We start from the raw sequence: 19,164 nt of genomic DNA on the forward strand, positions 1-19,164 counted from the left end.
CATGATCAAAACAGATTTTTGGCTCCACTATAGATTCATCACGTTGTGTAACCAGTAGGGAATTAACCCAACCATGAAACTATACTTGGGTTAATTAATTCCCACATTTATGCTAATGTTCTTCTAAGAGTAGATAGTATCTCATTAGATATTCTTACCCCAGTATAATCATTATACTTTTGCTCTCGTTTCATTTTACCAATCAATCTAATAAAACTACCAAAGGTCACATTGCTTGAATTCATTTCTAAAATAACTGCTACGGATTCTTTCGTTGAAAACCCTAATTCAGGTAATAATTCATAAAGATCAACAACTTCATTAGGTGATATTCTCCCCAAACTAGCATTAATTTCTGCTGGTAATTCTATTGGAGGCACTTCTTTTTTTAAATCTTCCAAAAGATAATCCTTTATATCAGTGGGCTTTGTTACCGACAAAGAATACTTCAATCCAATGGATGAAAAATAACTGGTAGTAATGTCCATTATTTTATCGTAGTCCTCAGCTTTAATGATTAAAGAATCATGTTTGGTCAGACAAAATAAACTACTCTTTTCTTTTTTTATTAATCTAAATAATCCGTCAATAAATATTTCACTTTCGTTCTGTTGAAGCATAATCGAAAAGTTATCATCTCCATTTACCTTTTTATAATTATCAATCCATTTTATTACAGTTGGAAATATATTTTTTAGTTTAACCTTACTAATTGTATTGTTTTTTCTGGAACTAAATAACGTTTCAAACATTAAGTTTTTACCTTGTTTTCTGCCTCCTAAACCAAGTTCTTTAGCTACATAATCATACAGCCATCCAGATACCGAAAGTGCTTCAAAACGACTGTAGTCATCGCCATCTAATTTGTCTTTTAGCAGATGTGAAAGTATAGTAAACTGTGAATTTTTTAAATCGATTTGTATCAAATTATTTTCTTTACAAATGTCGTCTACCATTACCGATGCCATGTTGGTAAAATTAGTGTCCAACCTGTTATTCGTAGGGTTTCTATTAGCATAATGGCTTTTATATTCCAACTTTTTAATTGAGTTTATGTAACTTATATGAATAAATTTCTTTTTATTATCAATAAATATTTCCTCGCTTTCAGTTAAAAACCTTCTGCCGTCTTGAATTAAACTCTTGCCAGATTCTTTAGCTTTAATGATCGCATTATCTCTTTTGATAAAATAATCTTTGTTATTTGATTCAGTGATTTTTACTATGATATCATCAATTTTTTCATTAACCACAAAATCATCAATCGATAAATCTTCTACTATTTTATTAGCAATTTTTTCTAATCTCTGAACATTAATGTTTAATTGATTTACATCATTTTCAAATAATTTCAACTCTCTATTAGATTCAATATTTAACTTAATAATATCTTTGTATTCCACTGTTAATAAGGGTTCAGATTGTTTATTTATACATAGTATACTAGTGTTGGTATCTAATGAGTTAGATAGATTAGAAGATAAATAATTAAGAAAGTATAAAGGATTAATAGAGTATGAATAGCATACATGATTCTCTTTAGAATAATAATCAGATCGAAGGACAATATTATTATCTATTAAAACTGTTAACCATTGATTATATTTATTACTGAAAGCTTTAATTAAGTATGGTTGTGGTTTATCTGTAAATGAAGATAAATCTAAATCATCTTGATATAAATCTCTAAGCACTATCCCGATAAATTTCAATGAATGTGATATCTGGGTTGGAGTTAATGGTAATGCTCTAACATCGGCAACTAGAGATGATGGTAGAGTAATGTAATTAGTTGTAGTTTTTTTGTGTACTTTTTGTACATTATTTTTTATTATTTTCAATTAATATTCATTTATTGCAGTGATCCTAATTAAGGATCTTATTTTCCCCTTGTTTTTTAATTGGTAAGAGAGGAGAAGCGTTAACAACCCCCGTACCCAATGATTTTAAAAGTTATCTCTTTTTAGACAGCTAGCTTTTCCTCATAATAATTCCTTTAAATTGTTTTATACCAGACTAATACTGGTCTATCTCAAAAATATTATTAATTCTGGTTAATAACAAGTAATGAATTATATATCTGAAATTTATTTTTACCGTTTGAGAAGTACCAACTCTTTTTTTTTAAAGATTATTTTAAATAAATTATTATCTCCCACTCCCTTTGTACGTAGGAGTTAAGAGGATTATTACATACATAACTTGATGGGATAAACAAATTTGGGATTTAGGGATTGAAATAGTCAGAGTATAGAAACTTCCCTAATCAAAGGGTGGGTTGTTTTGAAAAATAAGAATCTTTTTTGCTTGGAATTCTCCAAAAAAATCATTAAATTGTAGGTCAGATTCCGTACAGGAACTAATAAATTTTGAACAAAACTAATCACTGTTGTTTATTGTAATAATAAAACCACATGTCTAATACCTCTCTACACAATCTAAACGGATGGCCTGTCGATGGTTCCTACAGAAGCCAAGGGCTCTACAACCTTTTTGCTGGCTATTTAGCTGAAGGATTTCGCGCAAGTGCATCTAGGTCTGTCCCTGGAGATGTTAGCATCTTCGGTTTCATTTTCGCTATTTTAAATTTGGTCGCTTGTTTGGCCGCTGGAGCGTTACTGTTAATCTGGGTAATCCTATCATCACTGTTTCGGTTTTTTACGAAATCTAAAAAACCACAAAAAGAAATTCACAAAGAAGCGCCTGTAAACAATGAGTATTCGCCAGAAATGCTAGACTGGCTTTTATCAGATGAATATGCTAAACTTTGTGAAGAACGGAGAAATAATATATAAATCCTTTTTTGCTTAAATTACACCCTCATAGCCCCGTCAACCCCCCTCTTAACGTCATTTCATAGTGTTTTTGACGCATATTACTGCTCAATAACGTACATCATTAGCACCCTTGAAGACAATTAATTCATTAGCTATTAATATTGTATTTTTTTAGATTATAAAGCATCTAACCCAATGAATTAGGCACGAGAGCCCTCCCCTTCCTCCTCCCGTTTCCGCTCTCTCATACCCCCCTATGGGTATACGCTATGGTACGATCAGAATGTTAATCAAAAATTTTCCAGAATTTTTTTAATTTTTTTTTTAAAAATTCTGAATCTAAAAAACAGGTGATTCCTAATTATTAAAACAGTCAGTTTTTTATAATTAGCCTTAATAAATAAGATTTTTATTCTATTTTTATATTTTTAATCGAAAAATTCCATTTATCGATTAAAAAAAAATCTGGAGAAAAAACTAAACCAATTCTATTGAATGAATATTATAGATAACAAAAGTAGATTGTTACTTGAAGAACTCACGACTCTAATCACACCAAATTCAAATATTTATATAAGTTGCAATCATTTTACTGCATTCGCCTTATTTGAATTAGTTGACATATTCTCAAAGTCAAAACAAATCAATTTACTTTTGAGTAATAATTTTGATGCTGAAGATGATTTTCGATTTATTCAAAATGAAAAGGAAAATAAATTAAACCTTTTATTAGACAGAAAGTACCGCATCAACCAAGTACTTGGGCTAATTGATGATAAAATTCAAATCAGAAAAGGTGGTATTGGTAATCAAAATATTCTGATTATCGAAAATGATGGGATTTCTAATTGTTTCTTCTTAACACCCTTAGACCTTGACTCAGTATGTTTGGGAACTATCAATGATGAGAATTTAATTTTTATAAATAATATTGAAGATACTCAAAATCAATATTTGAATTATTTTAATGGAGCTTGGAACAGTAGCAAGATAGTTTTGAATGATGCAGTCAAAGCGTTATTACAGAAAGGAACCAATACTATTTCAGCAGAAGCAATTTATAAATACAGTATTCGTGAAATATTTCATTATTCAACAGTTAATGAAAGAGCCGATCAAAAGTTAGAAAAAACAGGATTTAAAAATTCTAAAATCTGGAGTTTGCTGTACAATTTCCAAAAAGATGCTGTAATTGGTGCTATTGATAAAATTGAAACTTACGGTGGCTGTATTATTGCTGACTCCGTTGGTTTAGGAAAAACTTTTGAAGCTTTGGCGGTAATTAAATATTATCTTCTAAGGAATGACCAAAGAGTCTTATTACTTGCTCCAAAAAAACTAAGAGAAAACTGGACAGTTTACACCCTAAACGACAAAAGAAATATCCTAGCTGAAGACCGCTTAAATTTTGATGTTTTGAATCATACCGACTTAACCAGAGAAAGAGGTAAATCAGGTGATATTGATTTAGAGACAATTCATTGGGGAAATTATGATTTGGTAGTTATTGATGAGTCTCATAATTTCAGAAACAATCCCAACAAGAGAGATGGAATGACTCGTTACAAGCGTTTGATGAATCAGGTTATCAAGGCGAATATCAGGACAAAAGTATTAATGTTATCAGCTACTCCCGTAAATAATAAAATGAACGATTTGAAGAATCAAGTCTCTTTTATTACGGAAGGAAACGACCGCTATTTTAGTCAACATGGTATAGATAGTATTAGTCAAGTAATGAAGGATGCTCAAAGAAAATTCACCTTATGGTACAAAAATGGAGACCCAAATAATCTTGATGTAGGTGGACTAATGGAAAGCTTAGACGGTTCCTACTTTAGAATATTAGACATGTTAACCATTGCAAGGTCTCGTAAACATATTGAGAAGTACTATGACATGTCAGATATTGGTAATTTTCCAAATAGATTAATACCGATAACCCTAACTCCCGAAATTGATACTAAAAATCAATTTAGCGATATTGGACAAATTTACGATGAAATTAGTACCCTTACTTTAGCATCTTATACGCCTCTAGCTTATGTAAGAGCCGATAAAAGAGAAGAATACGAAGCTAAATACGACATGGAAACAGGTACTGGAAGCGTTTTTAGGCAAGTTGACCGTGAACAGAGTTTGATTTATTTAATGCGTGTAAACCTTTTAAAACGTTTGGAGAGTTCCATTCATTCTTTTGGATTAACGGTTGAGAAATTAATTAATTTTATAGATTCCAACTTAAAACAAATAGAGAATCATCAATCTGGAACTTTGGATTTTGATTTAGACATCAACAACATTGATATTGATGATACTGAATTAGAAGACCTCTTGGTTGGTGGTAAAACCAAAGTATTGATTCAGGATTTAGACAATATTGCTTGGAAACAAGACCTGAAACAGGATAAAGCTGTTTTGGTTAAATTAATGGGAAACATCAAGTTGATTGATGTAGAACGTGATGCTAAATTGCTAGAGCTTAAAAATAGAATTGAAGAAAAACTACGTAAACCAATCAATGATAATAACAAGAAGGTAATTGTGTTTACTGCTTTTGCCGATACTGCAAATTACTTGTATAACGAATTACACGATTGGTTAAAAAAGGAACATGGTCTAAATTCGGCTTTGGTAACTGGTTCTGGAACCAACAAGACCAATATGCCAAAGTGCAAAACGGATTTAAATACCATTTTGACTAACTTTTCTCCAGTATCAAAAAAGAGAGCGGAAATTTATCCTGAAGAAAAAAATGAAATTGATATTCTTTTTTGTACCGATTGTATTTCTGAAGGTCAAAACCTTCAGGATTGTGATTATTTAGTCAATTATGATATACACTGGAATCCAGTTCGTATTATTCAACGTTTTGGGCGTATTGACCGTATTGGGTCTAAAAATGACAATATCCAGTTGGTGAATTTTTTCCCAAGTATGGAGCTGGATAGTTTTATTGATCTGGTAGCACGTGTTCAAGGTCGAATGGTAATGCTTGATGTTTCGGCTACTGGAGAGGATAATATTATTTCGCAAAACAGCCGTGAAATGCAAGATTTGGATTATCGCAAACAACAATTGAAACAATTACAAAATCAGGTTATTGACCTTGAGGATGTTCACGGAAATATATCAATTACCGATTTAACTTTCAATGATTTTAAGATTGATTTGGAAAAAAGTACCGACTCAGAATTAGAAGAATTAAAGTACATACCTAAAGCATCTTACGCAATAGTAAAGTCAAATCTTGAGCACGTCAAACAAGGCGCTATTTTCTGCTTAAAAGGCAATAGTGAAGACTTTGCTTCTAAACTTAAAAACAACATCTTATACCCCTTCTTTTTGGTTTATATCAGTATAGATGGTACCGAAATCATCAAAGCTTCTCAAACCAAAACGGCTTTAGACTATTTTAGAAAATTAGCCATGGGTAACGATAGAATTATTCCAGAATTAATTGCCGAATTTGACAAAGAAACCAAAGCAAACAAAAAGATGGATGCCTATGCTAATTTGCTTAAAACTGCTATTCAAGAGGTGATTGGTGTACAGGAAGAAGTAGGATTGGATTCATTGGCTACAGCTGGTGGAACCACATTGTTAAGTTCAGTTATCAGTCAAGAAGAGAATTTAGAACTAATCAGTTATTTGATTATTAAATAAAGAATGAGTTTTAACTATAACAAAATATTAAATATACCTGAAAGGGCTATTGTCAGTAAGAAAATAAGCAAGGCTTTCTTTATTAGAAACTTTGAGCTGAGTTCTGCTGATAAAAAAATATTAAATGAAATTGTCATGATGGACTGGTTAGCGAGTATAAAACCTTCCAACTCAAACATTACCACAGTCCAAAATGAAACTTATATTTTTGAGGAAATTCAAGTAATGACATGTACACTATCAGGAAATCTTATCAAAGGTACGATTGATAGAGTCGCTAATTTATTCCAGAAACACATTCCGTATCCTATTGTTTTGATGATTGAAAATGCAGATGAATTTGTATTGAACGTTTGCGACAAAAAAATCAATCAAAACGATAAATCAAAACGAACCATTGAGGCTTTTATCAACTCACCTAATGTTTCAAAATTATACAAAAATGAATTAGTTGGTGCTTTCTTTGAAGGCTTGGATTTTGCCATTTTAGACAAAACCAACTTAGAAACCACCTATAAAAGTTACGCCAGTGCTATTGTACAATTTCAAACCGCAATGGTTACGGGAACCTTCAATAAACGAAGTTCCATAAGAACGGATGACGACCTAAAACATCTGGAAACGATACAAAGAATCGAAAAAGAAATCCTTACTTTGTCAAACCAAATAAAAAAAGAATCCCAACTCAATACTAGAGTTTCTTTGAACATTCAAATACAAATGAAACGAAATGAAATTGAGACTCTTAAAACCTTATTAAACACACTATGAGCTTAGATAAAATTACAAAAGGAGACGAACTTACTCAAAGTTTAGATATAGTAAATGATAATATTGCACGACTGAAAGAACTTTTCCCTGAAGTACTTACAGAGGGTAAAATTGATTTTAAAGTTTTACAAGATATTTTGGGAAAGGAAATTGAAGATGAAGAGGAATACTACCGTTTTACATGGGCAGGAAAAGCGCAAGCCCGCAGAGAAGCACACAAACCCAGTACAGGAACTTTAAGACCAGCCAAGGAAGAAAGTGTAAACTGGGATACTACCGAAAACTTATACATTGAAGGGGATAATCTTGAAGTTCTGAAGTTGATGCAAAAAAGCTACAGCAACAAGGTTAAGATGATTTACATTGACCCACCTTACAATACAGGAAAAGACTTTGTTTATAAAGATAACTATAAAGACAATCTTAAAAATTACCAACAAGTTACAGGTCAAGTTGATGACGAGGGAAATAAAATGACAACTAATTCAGACAGTGAAGGACGCTATCATTCTAATTGGTTAAATATGATGTATCCAAGGTTAAAACTTGGAAGAAATTTATTAAAAGATGATGGAGTAATTTTTATTTCGATAGGTCAAAATGAATTTTCAACATTAGTACAATTATGTGATGATATTTTTGGCGAATCAAATAGAGTCTCTTTAGTTGGTAGATTGGCTAAATCGGGAGGAAATAAAGGGAAGTTTTTCTCGCCTAATATTGAATATCTATTAGTTTATGCAAAAAATATTGATTTGGCCTCAGGATTCAGAGACGAAATGAGTGATGAATTAATAAAGAAAGTTTATACTAAAATTCAAAAAGGAGGAGAAAGAGATGGGCAAAAATACAGAGCTATGGGTTTGTATCAATCTTCATTAGACCCGATGAGAGGATGTGTTAATCAAAGATATTACATAGAAGCTCCTGATGGAAGCTTGGTTATTCCTCAGGGTGACTTCTTCCCCGAAATCAAATCACAAGGTGAAAAAATTGCACCTAAGTCTGGAAATGATGGAGTTTGGAGATGGACTTACAGTAAGTATTTAGAAGAATTTTCTTTAGGTAATGTTGAGTTTAGTAAAACCTCTAGTAAAGTCTTAGTAGATTCTGAAGGAAACGATTCTGTTTGGAATGTAAATACTAAAATTTGGTTAAAAGATAGGCAAGAAGAAGGTCAGTTACCCAATGATTTTATTTCCAAATATGAAAATCGGCATAGTGCTAAAGAACTAAATGAATTGGATATTCCCTTCGATTTCCCAAAGCCTTCAGAATTAATAAAATATTTAGCAAAAATATGTGACTCAAAAAATGATGAGATTATATTAGATTTCTTTTCAGGTTCTGCCTCAACAGCTCAAGCAATTATGAGTGTTAATGTGGAAGATGGACTAAAAAGAAAACATATTCAGGTGCAGTTGCCTCAATTAACAGATGAAAAAAGTGATGCTTATAAATCTGGTTTTAAAACTATTGTCGAAATTGGAAAAGAACGTATAAGACGAGCTGGAAAAAAAATTATTAAAGACCAAGAACAAATTATTAAAGAGAATGTCTTTAAAATTGAAGATTTAAAAAGAAAAATGGATGGTAAAATTCTTCTACAAGATATTGAAGAAAAAATAAATACTCTAGAGTTAGAAAATTTAAATATACAGGCTAATATTGATAATTTAGACATAGGCTTTAAAGTTTTTAAATTAGATAGTTCCAATATAAAAGGTTGGGATGGTAATCCAGATAATCTAGTAGACAATTTATTTGATTCTCAAGATAATATTAAAGAAGGTCGTACAGAAGAAGATGTATTGTTTGAAATTTTATTAAAATATGGTCTGGATTTGACCTTACCAATCGATGAAAAAAATATTGAAGGTAAAAAAGTATTTAGTGTTGGTTTTGGAGCTTTGTTTATTTGCCTTGCAGATGGTATTACTAGCAAAGTAGCCGAAGGAATTGGAGCTTGGAAAGAAGCATTAAATCCAGAAGTATGTAGAGTTATCTTTAAAGACTCAGGTTTTGGTGATGTAGAGAAAACAAACTCAGTACAAACTTTGAAGCGTTTTGGTATTAACGAAATTAAGAGTATTTAAACATGAAAATACAATTTGATAGTACGTTAAACTACCAGCAAGAAGCCATTGAAGCTATCGTAGATATTTTTAGTGGTCAAGAAAAATGTGATTCTAACTTTACGGTATATTCTCCAGAATTTTTAGCAAAACAGCAAAATATTGGATTTACTGATATTGGATATGGAAATCGTTTGATATTAACAGAAGGGCAAATTCTTGAGAATACGCAAAGAATCCAATTATCCAATGGATTAAAACCTTCAACAAGAGCCGAAATAGATAGAAAAAATCTTGATTTTACCGTTGAGATGGAAACTGGTACAGGTAAAACTTATGTTTACTTGAGAAGCATCGTTGAACTGTATAAAAAGTATGGTTTTTCTAAGCATATCATTGTAGTTCCTTCCATACCAATCAAAGAAGGGGTTTACAAATCATTACAAATTACCAAGGAACACTTAAGAGAATTGTATGACAACATCAACTACAATTTCTTTGTGTATGATTCTAGTAAATTAAATGAGGTTCGAGATTTTGCTACCAATGACCGCTTAGAAATCATGGTTATCAATATTGATGCTTTCGCAAAAAGCTTTGATAATCCTGATGATTTAAAGAAAACAGCAAATATTATCCACAGATACAATGATTCATTAGGATACAAACCATTGGATTTAATTAAAAATACCAATCCAGTTGTTTTTATAGATGAACCACAAACAACCATAAGTACACCAATAAGAAAGAAAGCCATCCAGAGCTTGAATCCATTGGCAATTGTTAAATACTCTGCTACGCACCGCAAGGACGAGAAAATCAACATGATGTATAAGCTGGATGCCGTAGATGCTTATGAAAAGAAGTTGGTCAAGCAAATTGAAGTTGGTTCTGTTCAAACAGAAGGAATCAACAACAATGCTTATATCAGATTGGTTGAGGTAAAAGTCTCAAAAGGTTTTCCAGTAGCAAAATTGGAACTGGATATCTTCAAAAATGGAAGTATTTCAAGAAAAACGGTTCTGGTAAAACAAAATGAAGATTTAGAACAAATTACTGACAGAGCCGAATACGAGGGCTACATCATCAAAGATATTTATGCCGTAGCTGGAAATGAATACATTGATTTCACCAGTAAAGACGATGTTATAAAACTTGGTGAAGCCATTGGAAATGTGGATGACAAGCAAATCAAAACCGCTTTAATCCGCAAGACCATTGAGGAGCATTTAAACAAAGAATTGGTATTGAATCCTCAAGGGATCAAAGTGCTTTCTTTGTTTTTTATTGATTCAGTTGGTAAATACCGTCAATATGATGAAGATGGAAATGTAGCCAATGGAGAGTACGCTGAAATCTTCGAAAAAGAGTATTTAAAGCTAATAGCGAAACCAAAATACGCTAGTTTATTTGGAGAGATAAAGGATGTAGAGATTGAAGCAAACCAAGTTCACAATGGTTATTTCTCTATCGATAAAAAAGCTAAAAAAAGTAATTCTAAGGACAAATACGAATACTTTAAAGATACCAAAGGAAACACCAATGCAGATGAAGACACGTACAATCTAATAATGCGTGACAAAGAAATGCTTTTGAGTTTTGAGTCAAAATTGCGTTTCATCTTTTCTCATTCTGCTTTAAAAGAAGGATGGGATAATCCAAATGTATTTCAAATTTGTACTCTAAAAGATGCTGGTGGTTCCGAAATCAGGAGAAGGCAAGAAATAGGTCGTGGTTTACGTTTGTGTGTGAATCAATCAGGAGAACGTGTGTATGGGCATGAAGTGAATACTTTAACGGTCATGGCAACAGAAACCTATGCTGAATTCGTGGATAATTTCCAGAAAGAGATTGAAAAAGAAACAGGAATCAAATTTGGCATCCTTGAGAAACATAGTTTTGGAAATATTGTTGTTGAAATTAATGATGAAGACACCGTTTACCTTGGTCAAGAAAAATCAGAAGAGCTCTTTAAACATCTTATAAGCCAAGGTTACATTGATGCAAAAGGAAAAGTACAAGACAAGCTTAAAATTGATTTAAAGGATGAAACGGTTGTAATTCCAGAGGAATTCAAAGATCAGGAACATGTTCTAAATCAAATCATCAACACATTAAAAGAAACTGCTGGAAGACTAGAAATAAAAAACCAAGCAGATAAAAAATTAGTGACTGTAAATAAAAGAATTTTAGACAGTCCAGAGTTTAGAGAACTTTGGGAGAAAGTGAAATTCAAAACTACATTTTCAGTAAACTTTGATTCAGAATCATTGGTAAAAGAATGCATTAATGCTATCAATGACCGTTTAAAAATCACAAGAGGAAAACTAATTTATACAAAAGCTTCCATCTCAATTAATGCTGGAGGAGTTCATGCAACAATAAGCCCAAACAGCGAAACAACAAGCATCAAAGATGAGGTTGAAAGATTACCAGATATCGTAAGTTACCTTCAGAATGAAACGCAACTGACCAGAAAGTCAATTGTAACCATTTTAACTAAAATCAATAAACTGGATTACTTCAAAATCAATCCTCAAAAATTTATTGAAGGCTGTATTGACATCATCAACGAACAAATGAACTTGCACATCATTGATGGAATTAGTTATAAAAAAATTGGTGATGCTGAATACTACGAGCAAGAGCTTTTTGAAAATAAAGAGTTGTTTGGTTATATGAAAAGTAATTTAAAGGAGAGCTCAAAATCGCCTTACAATTACGTAGTATACGATTCAAATATAGAATCGGATTTGGCAAAACAATTTGAAACCAGTGCCAATATATCGGTTTATGCTAAACTACCATCTTGGTTCAAAATTGATACCCCACTAGGAACCTACAATCCTGACTGGGCTATCATGTGGAAAGACCAAGAGGATGAGAAATTGTACTTTGTTGTAGAATCTAAAGGTAGTACAGGGATTTTCGATATAAACCCCAAAGAAGCGGGTAAAATCAAATGTGGTAAACGACATTTTAGTGCCATTGGTAGTAAAATGATTGTAGCTACTGAACTGGCTGATGTTGAGGATTATGCTTTGAGTAAATAAAATTAAGTGTTTATGGCAAAAAATAATAAGGACTTTGACAGACACATGTGTGTATTTGAATAATTTTCTGAAAAGTTTCACTTCTTACAATAGTGAAACTTTTTATTTTAACTAAACCCGTGTTAATAGGGGGCTAACAAAGTTTTGACGAATTTGATAATTTTAAAAGTTTCACTTTTAGTAAAAATTAGTTGTTTTTGAACCTATTTTTAATTATCTTTACGGTATAAATCATCATAGCCATGAGCCTAAAAAATTCCGTTACCAAGAGCGATTATATGAATTTCGATTCGACACTCAATAAAGCGATGAAAATCATAAAAACTGAAAAGAACTATAAATTAGGATTTTTAGTAGTTTATGGCATTAATGCTGGATTAAGAATTTCTGATATTTTAAAATTAAAACATGAAGATTTGGTAAATGATTCCATTTCACTAACGGAATCTAAAACTAATAAAAAAAGAGTTATCCGATTAAACGATAATGTAAAAAAAGCTTACGGTTTATTACTAGAAAGAAATCCTAATATTGACGGATTTGTTTTCACGTCAAATCAAGACACCGTTTTCAGCATCCAGTATGTGAACAGGATGCTTAAAACTATGTTTGGAACCAAAACTTTGGCAATTAGTTCCCACTCCCTAAGAAAAACATTTGGTCGTCAAGTTTGGGCAAATAATAATGAAACGGATAAGGCTCTACTGTATCTTAGTGAATTATTTAATCACTCCTCTCCCGCAATCACGAAAACATATTTAGGTATCCGTCAGGAAGAATTAGATGATATTTATATGAGTTTGTAATAATCACACTTCATATCTAGGAAAGTGAGGATTACATGACTCTTTAGATAGATTAAATCAGATTTGTGTAATTTTAAAATGTGAGTACAACCATTTTTCTGGATAAATGTTCACTAGATTTAGAGAATAGTCCCCAGGTGAAAGAATATGTAATACTTGTACTTCTTCCGCTTCGGCGATAAGCTGAGTGCCCCACGCTAAGTTTTTATTCATCAGCCCACCCATTTCATTAAGATTCAAAAACTCACTCAATTTTTTATACTTGAATTTTTGACATATAAAGAACATCGCTTCATTTCAATTATTCATTGCTGTCTGAAAACTCAACAAATTATGTTCACAAATTTCTTTAGCATTCGAAAATTCGGATTTTAATTCTTGTGGCGGCGTAAGTCCCGTTTTAGAAAATGGCTTCATTCTCTTCTGGACAGAAAAATATAATTCAGTACTGGCTTTGCTCTTTAAATAAAGACCGTTTACTGTAGGAAAGTGATCATATAGTATTTTCGTCTTATTGATTTCATCGGTGGTGAGAAAATTATCGTTCATAAGAATTTATTTATTGGGTGACAAACTAATTTATTTTTTCTAAAAAATATACGGAGATAGTCAAAGCATTCTCCGCATAATTCCTTTAGGCTTTAAAATTATCTTGATTTCTGGCAATAACTGCTATTTTCCGTGCGACATTTTCTATTCTCCCATTCAATAACTCCAGCAAAGGAACATTAAACTTAGGTTATCTTTGAGGAATAAAGACCCTTTTTTGTTGAAGACTTAATGACCAGCTAAATTATTTTAAATTATTTTTTTCAAAAACTTGTTATTGGCTAGATATAATAATATTTTTGTTATGTGTTCCGATTGCCTCTAAGACATTCGTATCCAGACAAATAAAAACAATTTGTACTGATGGAGTATTATCACTTCGTCGGGTATCGATTGTTTTTTTTTGGTTAAAATAATCGTCCCCCAATAAAAAAGAGTATGGGGTGTAAGTAAAAATGGATTTAAATAAAAAAGAATTTAAAATAACGTTAAGAATCGTCCACCTTATAAAAGAAGATAGGTGTCAGGGAAGTATAAATGTTATGTAAAACAAAATGCAAGAAAATTTTAAATAAAAATGGATATTACTTTAACGATGAAGAAGTAGAAATAATCCGAAATGTACTTTATAAATTGGTTGAAGTATGCAATAAAAAAATAAAATAAAATGAAAAAATTAAGAGAAATGATAATAAAAGATGAATATTTAGAGGGTATGACATATCCTGAGCTTATTAATAAAATTAAAATGCAAGGCCGAAACTTGGAAAATGCTATTCTGGAGTTGCAAAATGATAAATATGCAGAAATTGCAATGATTTCATATAAAAATAACTTTTATGCTGGTTGGGTAGTATTAGATACCTTTATCGAGAAAGTTTATGATGAATACTTTGAAGTTTTCGATACTCACTATGAGGCTTTTGAATATTATAATAATTTGGGAGATAAACTAAATGGTAAAAGATATGAATAAAACAAATGTTATCATATACTGCCGTGTAAGTACTGATGAGCAAGCGCAAAAAGGGTTTAGTCTCGAATATCAAGAATCGTCTTTAAGGCGATTCTGTGACACTATCGGTTATAATATTGTCCATACATACAAGGAAGACCATTCTGCCAAAAATTTCAATAGACCCGAATGGTCAAAACTAAAGACGTATGTTAAAGCAAATAAAAAAGATATTCACAAGGTACTGTTTGCCAAATGGGACCGATTTTCGAGAAACATCGAACAAGCGTTAACCGTAATACGGGAATTTGATTCGATGGGTATCGAGTTGAATGCATCCGAGCAATACTTAGACATGACAAATTCGGATAACAAAATGGTGCTATCCATTTATCTGACTGCTGGCGAAGTAGAAAGAGACAAGATATCTAGTCGAACAATTAATGGCACATACCAAGCAAAAAGAGAAGGTTATTTTACAGGAAAAGCTCCATACGGTTACGATAATTTCCGAAACGAATTAAAAAAGTCGACTTTAAAACCTAACAAATATTCATATTTAGTTCAACGAGCATTCGATGAGGTAGCCATGAATATCGAGCCAGTAGAAACGATAAGAAAAAGACTAAAGGAATCTGGGATGAACCTAGAGAAAAGTGCTTTTAGCGTATTACTTAAAAACACCATTTACATTGGAAAAATAGAGGTTCCAGAATTTAAAAAAGAACCAGCTATGACAGTTGATGGAAAACATGAAGCACTAGTTGACTTGGAAACGTTTTACAAAGTACAAGCAGTTTTTAAAAACAAGAGGTGGCACGGTATAAAACCAAACCATAAAAATCTGGACTTTCCTCTAAGAGACTTCTTGACTTGTGAAGTTTGTGGTGGAAAAATAACAGGTAGCATATCTAAGGGGCGAAATAAAAAATACGCCTACTATCACTGTAGAAATAAGTGCAAGACCCGTGTTCCAGTAATAGACGCTCACACAAAAATATCAGAAATTTTAACTGGATTACAAATTAACGAAAATGTGAAGGATCTTTTTTCAGAGGTATTAAAAGATTCGGAGTCTAATATAATTGGTAATAAAAAGAGTCAGTTAACAAACTTAATAGAGCATCAGAAGGGTTTAAAAATTAGAATAGAAAGTGCAGAGGATATGTTGTTAGGTAAAGAAATTAGCTCTGATACATTTAACAGCATGCTAAGTCGAATTAATAAAGAGCTGATGACAACTAACAACGAAATCGAAATCCTTAGCACAAGTAATGACTCAATTAGGGTTTACGTAGATTCTGCTATGGAACTACTAGTAAACCTAAATGTTTTATTTATGGGAAGCGATTATGAGGGTAAAAGAATACTAGCGGGTTCATTATTTACTGGAAAACTAATTTTCGGAAATGATGATTGTCGAACCACTAATGTAAACGAGGTAATTAGTCTTTTGACTAGGAATAGCAAGGATTGGGGAGATTATAAAAAAGGAAAAGCTGTCATTTCTGACAGCTTTTCCGCTAATGTACCCGGAGCCGGAGTCGAACCGGCACGGTTTCCCACAGGTGTTTGAGACCAGCGCGTCTACCAATTCCGCCATCCGGGCTTAGCAGACATGTAATAACAACAGCTATTTCAACGCAATAAAAGAGATGATTGTGTTTAAATCAATCACCAATTCCTTTAACACGGTGCAAATGTAAAAAATAATATTAAATGTTCAACTAAAAATACTTAATTTTTTCCTTTCAGAGTTGAATAAATTTCATAAATTTGCACCTCGCTAAAAACGAGACACACAACTAACTACACCCGAAGCAATTACAAACATCTGGTCTTGCAGTAACTATAAAGATCAATGACATAGAGCGCAACGGAATAAAAAACAACAAATTAAATGGTACCTTTAGAACCAGAAGCTAAAATTTTTGCGTGTTCACAAAGTGTTTATCTGGCTGAAAAAATAGCAGAGCATTACGGAATTCCTTTAGGGAAAATCACCATGTCAAAATACAGCGACGGAGAATTTCAACCTTCTTATGAAGAGTCCATCAGAGGATTACGCGTTTTTATCGTTTGCTCTACGTTTCCAACTGCCGACAATTTAATGGAAATGTTGTTGATGATTGATGCAGCAAAACGGGCTTCGGCACGACACATAACTGCAGTAATTCCCTATTTTGGTTGGGCAAGACAAGATAGAAAAGACAAGCCAAGAGTTCCGATAGGAGCTAAGTTAGTAGCTAATTTATTAGATGCTGCAGGCGCAACAAGAGTAATGACAATGGATTTACACGCGGATCAAATTCAAGGATTCTTTGAAAAACCAGTAGATCATCTTTTTGCATCAACGATCTTCTTGCCGTATGTGACAAGTTTAGGCCTAGACAATTTAACAATTGCTTCTCCAGACATGGGTGGATCAAAAAGAGCCTATGCGTATTCTAAATTTTTAGAGTCAGATGTGGTAATTTGTTACAAACAAAGAAAAGAAGCTAATGTCATTGACACGATGGAGCTGATTGGTGAAGTAAAAGGCCGAAATGTAATCTTAGTAGATGACATGATTGATACCGGTGGCACTTTGGCGAAAGCCGCAGATTTAATGATCGAAAAAGGAGCATTGAGCGTACGAGCAATTTGTACTCATGCTATTTTATCTGGTGATGCCTACGAAAAAATAGAAAATTCTAAATTATTAGAATTAATTGTTACCGATTCTATTCCTTTAAAGAAAGAATCAAGCAAGATAAGAGTGTTGAGTTGTGCGCCTCTTTTTGCTGAAGTGATGCACATGGTACACCACAACAATTCCATAAGTGGAAAGTTTATAATGTAAACCGCGAACCCCAAAAAGGGAACTAGTAAGGTTAACTAAAAAAACACAAACAAGTAATATTATTTAATAACTATATTTTTTTTACAATGAAATCGATTACAATTAAAGGATCAGAAAGAGAAAGCGTGGGTAAAGTTGCGACTAAAGCCCTACGTAATGCTGGATTGGTTCCTTGCGTATTATACGGAGGAAATCAGGCAGTTCATTTCTCAGCAGAAGTTATGGCATTCAAAACCTTGGTTTACACCCCAAACGCTCACACTGTTGAGATCAATCTTGGTGAAGGAAAATTATTTAACGCTATTTTACAAGACATTCAGGTTCACCCGGTGTCTGACAAGATTTTACACATTGACTTCTTTCAATTATTTGATGACAAAGAAATCACTATGGAAGTTCCTGTAAAAATCATCGGTAACTCTAAAGGAGTTATGGCTGGTGGAGATTTACGTTTGAATACTCGTAAATTAAAAGTAAAAGCTTTACCAAAAAATCTTCCAGATGTTATTGAAGCTGACATTACTGGATTAGACATGGGTAACAAATTATACGTTACTAAAGTGGCTTCTCCAGACTACAAAATCATGCACCCGGACAACACTGTAATTTGTCAAGTGAAAATCTCTCGTGCCGCTATGAAAGCAGCTCAAGAAGCAGCAAAAGCAGCAAAAGCTCCTGTAAAAGGAAAGAAAAAATAATACTTTTTCACTCAATCAAGAAAGCATCAGTTGTACAACTGGTGCTTTTTTTTTGTTTTTTATTTTGTCATTTCCACAAATATGAAATCTTAATATCTTGTTTTACATTATTAGGAGCACAACAATCTATTTCCTTCAGTAACTCTACTCCTGCTGTCCGTTGTATCCACGCTAAAAAGCGCGGGATGCCACTTCCATCAGGGCTAACAAGAACTATTTTGCTCTCAATAACGATTTTTTAAAAATCTAATAGTCCAATTCTCTATTTAAGTCTATTTTTGCAACATGATAAAATGGATTTCAACTTTGTTTTCAACAGCCAAATCTAAAGATAATACAGCTTTTATGAAACCAGAAGTTCATGAAAACCAAAAAAATAATATAGAAAACGTGAGTAATAAATTTTTAATAGTAGGACTTGGCAACATTGGCGCCGAATACGTTAACACTCGTCACAACATTGGTTTTAAAATTGTTGATTTCCTGGCACGGAAAGAAAACGTTTCTTTTGAAACCGTAAAACTGGGCGCACTAGCCCAATATAGATTCAAAGGAAGAACTTTTTTGCTTTTGAAACCCAACACTTACATGAATTTGAGCGGGAAAGCCGTGCAGTACTGGATGGACAAAGAGAACATTCCTCTTGAAAACATTCTAGTCATTACTGACGATCTGAATCTTTCCTTTGGCACCATCCGCATCCGACAAAAAGGAAGTGACGGTGGACACAACGGACTTAAAAACATCAATCTGGTACTGAATACTCAAAATTACGCCCGATTCCGTTTTGGGATCAGCGATGAGTTCAAAAAAGGAAAACAAATTGATTATGTTCTTGGTGACTGGGATGATGCTGAAAAAACGGCACTTCCGGAACGACTCGAATTAGCTTCAGAGATCATAAAATCCTTTGGAACTGCCGGATTGGAAATCACCATGACCACATTTAACGGAAAATAAAAAAAGGGAAAC

13 protein-coding genes and 1 tRNA gene are annotated in these 19,164 nt (G+C 32.6%); 11 read left to right on the forward strand and 3 right to left on the reverse strand.

The window, feature by feature from the left end:
- Positions 1-107: 107 nt before the first annotated feature.
- Positions 108-1,841, reverse strand: coding sequence for a hypothetical protein (locus tag ACEN2F_RS05220; RefSeq protein ID WP_441736679.1), 1,734 nt, complete (start codon positions 1,839-1,841; stop codon positions 108-110).
- 573 nt (positions 1,842-2,414) lie between these two features.
- Here ACEN2F_RS05220 and ACEN2F_RS05225 point away from each other — a divergent pair.
- From ACEN2F_RS05225 to ACEN2F_RS05250, 6 genes are all read left to right on the forward strand, one after another.
- The gene (locus ACEN2F_RS05225; RefSeq protein WP_441736680.1) at positions 2,415-2,795 is read left to right on the forward strand and encodes a hypothetical protein; all 381 of its coding nucleotides are present in this window, start codon (positions 2,415-2,417) and stop codon (positions 2,793-2,795) included.
- 477 nt (positions 2,796-3,272) lie between these two features.
- Positions 3,273-6,443, forward strand: a complete 3,171-nt coding sequence (locus ACEN2F_RS05230) for a helicase-related protein (RefSeq protein ID WP_441736681.1) — start codon at positions 3,273-3,275, stop codon at positions 6,441-6,443.
- Positions 6,444-6,446: 3 nt separating this feature from the next.
- Positions 6,447-7,214, forward strand: coding sequence for a DUF4391 domain-containing protein (locus ACEN2F_RS05235; RefSeq protein WP_441736682.1), 768 nt, complete (start codon positions 6,447-6,449; stop codon positions 7,212-7,214).
- Entirely contained in the window at positions 7,211-9,310 is a 2,100-nt protein-coding gene (locus tag ACEN2F_RS05240; RefSeq protein WP_441736683.1) for a site-specific DNA-methyltransferase, read from the forward strand. The genes ACEN2F_RS05235 and ACEN2F_RS05240 overlap by 4 nt, the downstream gene beginning before the upstream one ends.
- A gap of 2 nt (positions 9,311-9,312) precedes the next feature.
- Positions 9,313-12,342, forward strand: coding sequence for a type III restriction-modification system endonuclease (locus ACEN2F_RS05245; protein WP_441736684.1), 3,030 nt, complete (start codon positions 9,313-9,315; stop codon positions 12,340-12,342).
- A gap of 242 nt (positions 12,343-12,584) precedes the next feature.
- A complete protein-coding gene (locus tag ACEN2F_RS05250) occupies positions 12,585-13,148 on the forward strand; it encodes a tyrosine-type recombinase/integrase (protein WP_441736685.1) in 564 nt (187 codons plus the stop codon).
- A gap of 297 nt (positions 13,149-13,445) precedes the next feature.
- On the opposite strand, the gene ACEN2F_RS05255 is transcribed toward ACEN2F_RS05250, so the two are convergent.
- Positions 13,446-13,697 (reverse strand): hypothetical protein, encoded by a 252-nt coding sequence (locus tag ACEN2F_RS05255; protein ID WP_441736686.1) that lies wholly within the window; start codon positions 13,695-13,697, stop codon positions 13,446-13,448.
- A 667-nt stretch (positions 13,698-14,364) separates the two neighbouring features.
- Between ACEN2F_RS05255 and ACEN2F_RS05260 the strand changes: the two genes are divergently transcribed.
- Together ACEN2F_RS05260 and ACEN2F_RS05265 are read left to right on the forward strand one after the other, a co-directional pair.
- Entirely contained in the window at positions 14,365-14,673 is a 309-nt protein-coding gene (locus ACEN2F_RS05260; RefSeq protein WP_441736687.1) for a hypothetical protein, read from the forward strand.
- Positions 14,666-16,228 carry a recombinase family protein gene (locus ACEN2F_RS05265; RefSeq protein WP_441736846.1) on the forward strand — a complete coding sequence of 521 codons (1,563 nt, stop codon included), beginning with the start codon at positions 14,666-14,668 and terminating at the stop codon, positions 16,226-16,228. Before ACEN2F_RS05260 ends, ACEN2F_RS05265 begins: the two co-directional genes overlap by 8 nt.
- Here the strand turns inward: ACEN2F_RS05265 and ACEN2F_RS05270 are convergent.
- Positions 16,182-16,261: transfer RNA gene (locus tag ACEN2F_RS05270), tRNA-Leu, on the reverse strand. The genes ACEN2F_RS05265 and ACEN2F_RS05270 overlap by 47 nt on opposite strands.
- Before the next feature lie 291 nt (positions 16,262-16,552).
- Here ACEN2F_RS05270 and ACEN2F_RS05275 point away from each other — a divergent pair.
- From ACEN2F_RS05275 to pth, 3 genes are all read left to right on the forward strand, one after another.
- Positions 16,553-17,494: a ribose-phosphate pyrophosphokinase gene (locus tag ACEN2F_RS05275; RefSeq protein WP_441736688.1), complete on the forward strand. Its 942-nt coding sequence runs from the start codon at positions 16,553-16,555 to the stop codon at positions 17,492-17,494.
- Between the two features lie 86 nt (positions 17,495-17,580).
- Positions 17,581-18,192 carry a 50S ribosomal protein L25/general stress protein Ctc gene (locus ACEN2F_RS05280; RefSeq protein WP_441736689.1) on the forward strand — a complete coding sequence of 204 codons (612 nt, stop codon included), beginning with the start codon at positions 17,581-17,583 and terminating at the stop codon, positions 18,190-18,192.
- 285 nt (positions 18,193-18,477) lie between these two features.
- Positions 18,478-19,152: an aminoacyl-tRNA hydrolase gene (gene pth, locus ACEN2F_RS05285; protein WP_441736690.1), complete on the forward strand. Its 675-nt coding sequence runs from the start codon at positions 18,478-18,480 to the stop codon at positions 19,150-19,152.
- Positions 19,153-19,164: the final 12 nt, after the last annotated feature.

This window comes from Flavobacterium sp. W20_MBD1_R3 (assembly GCF_052119725.1).
Taxonomy (GTDB): domain Bacteria; phylum Bacteroidota; class Bacteroidia; order Flavobacteriales; family Flavobacteriaceae; genus Flavobacterium.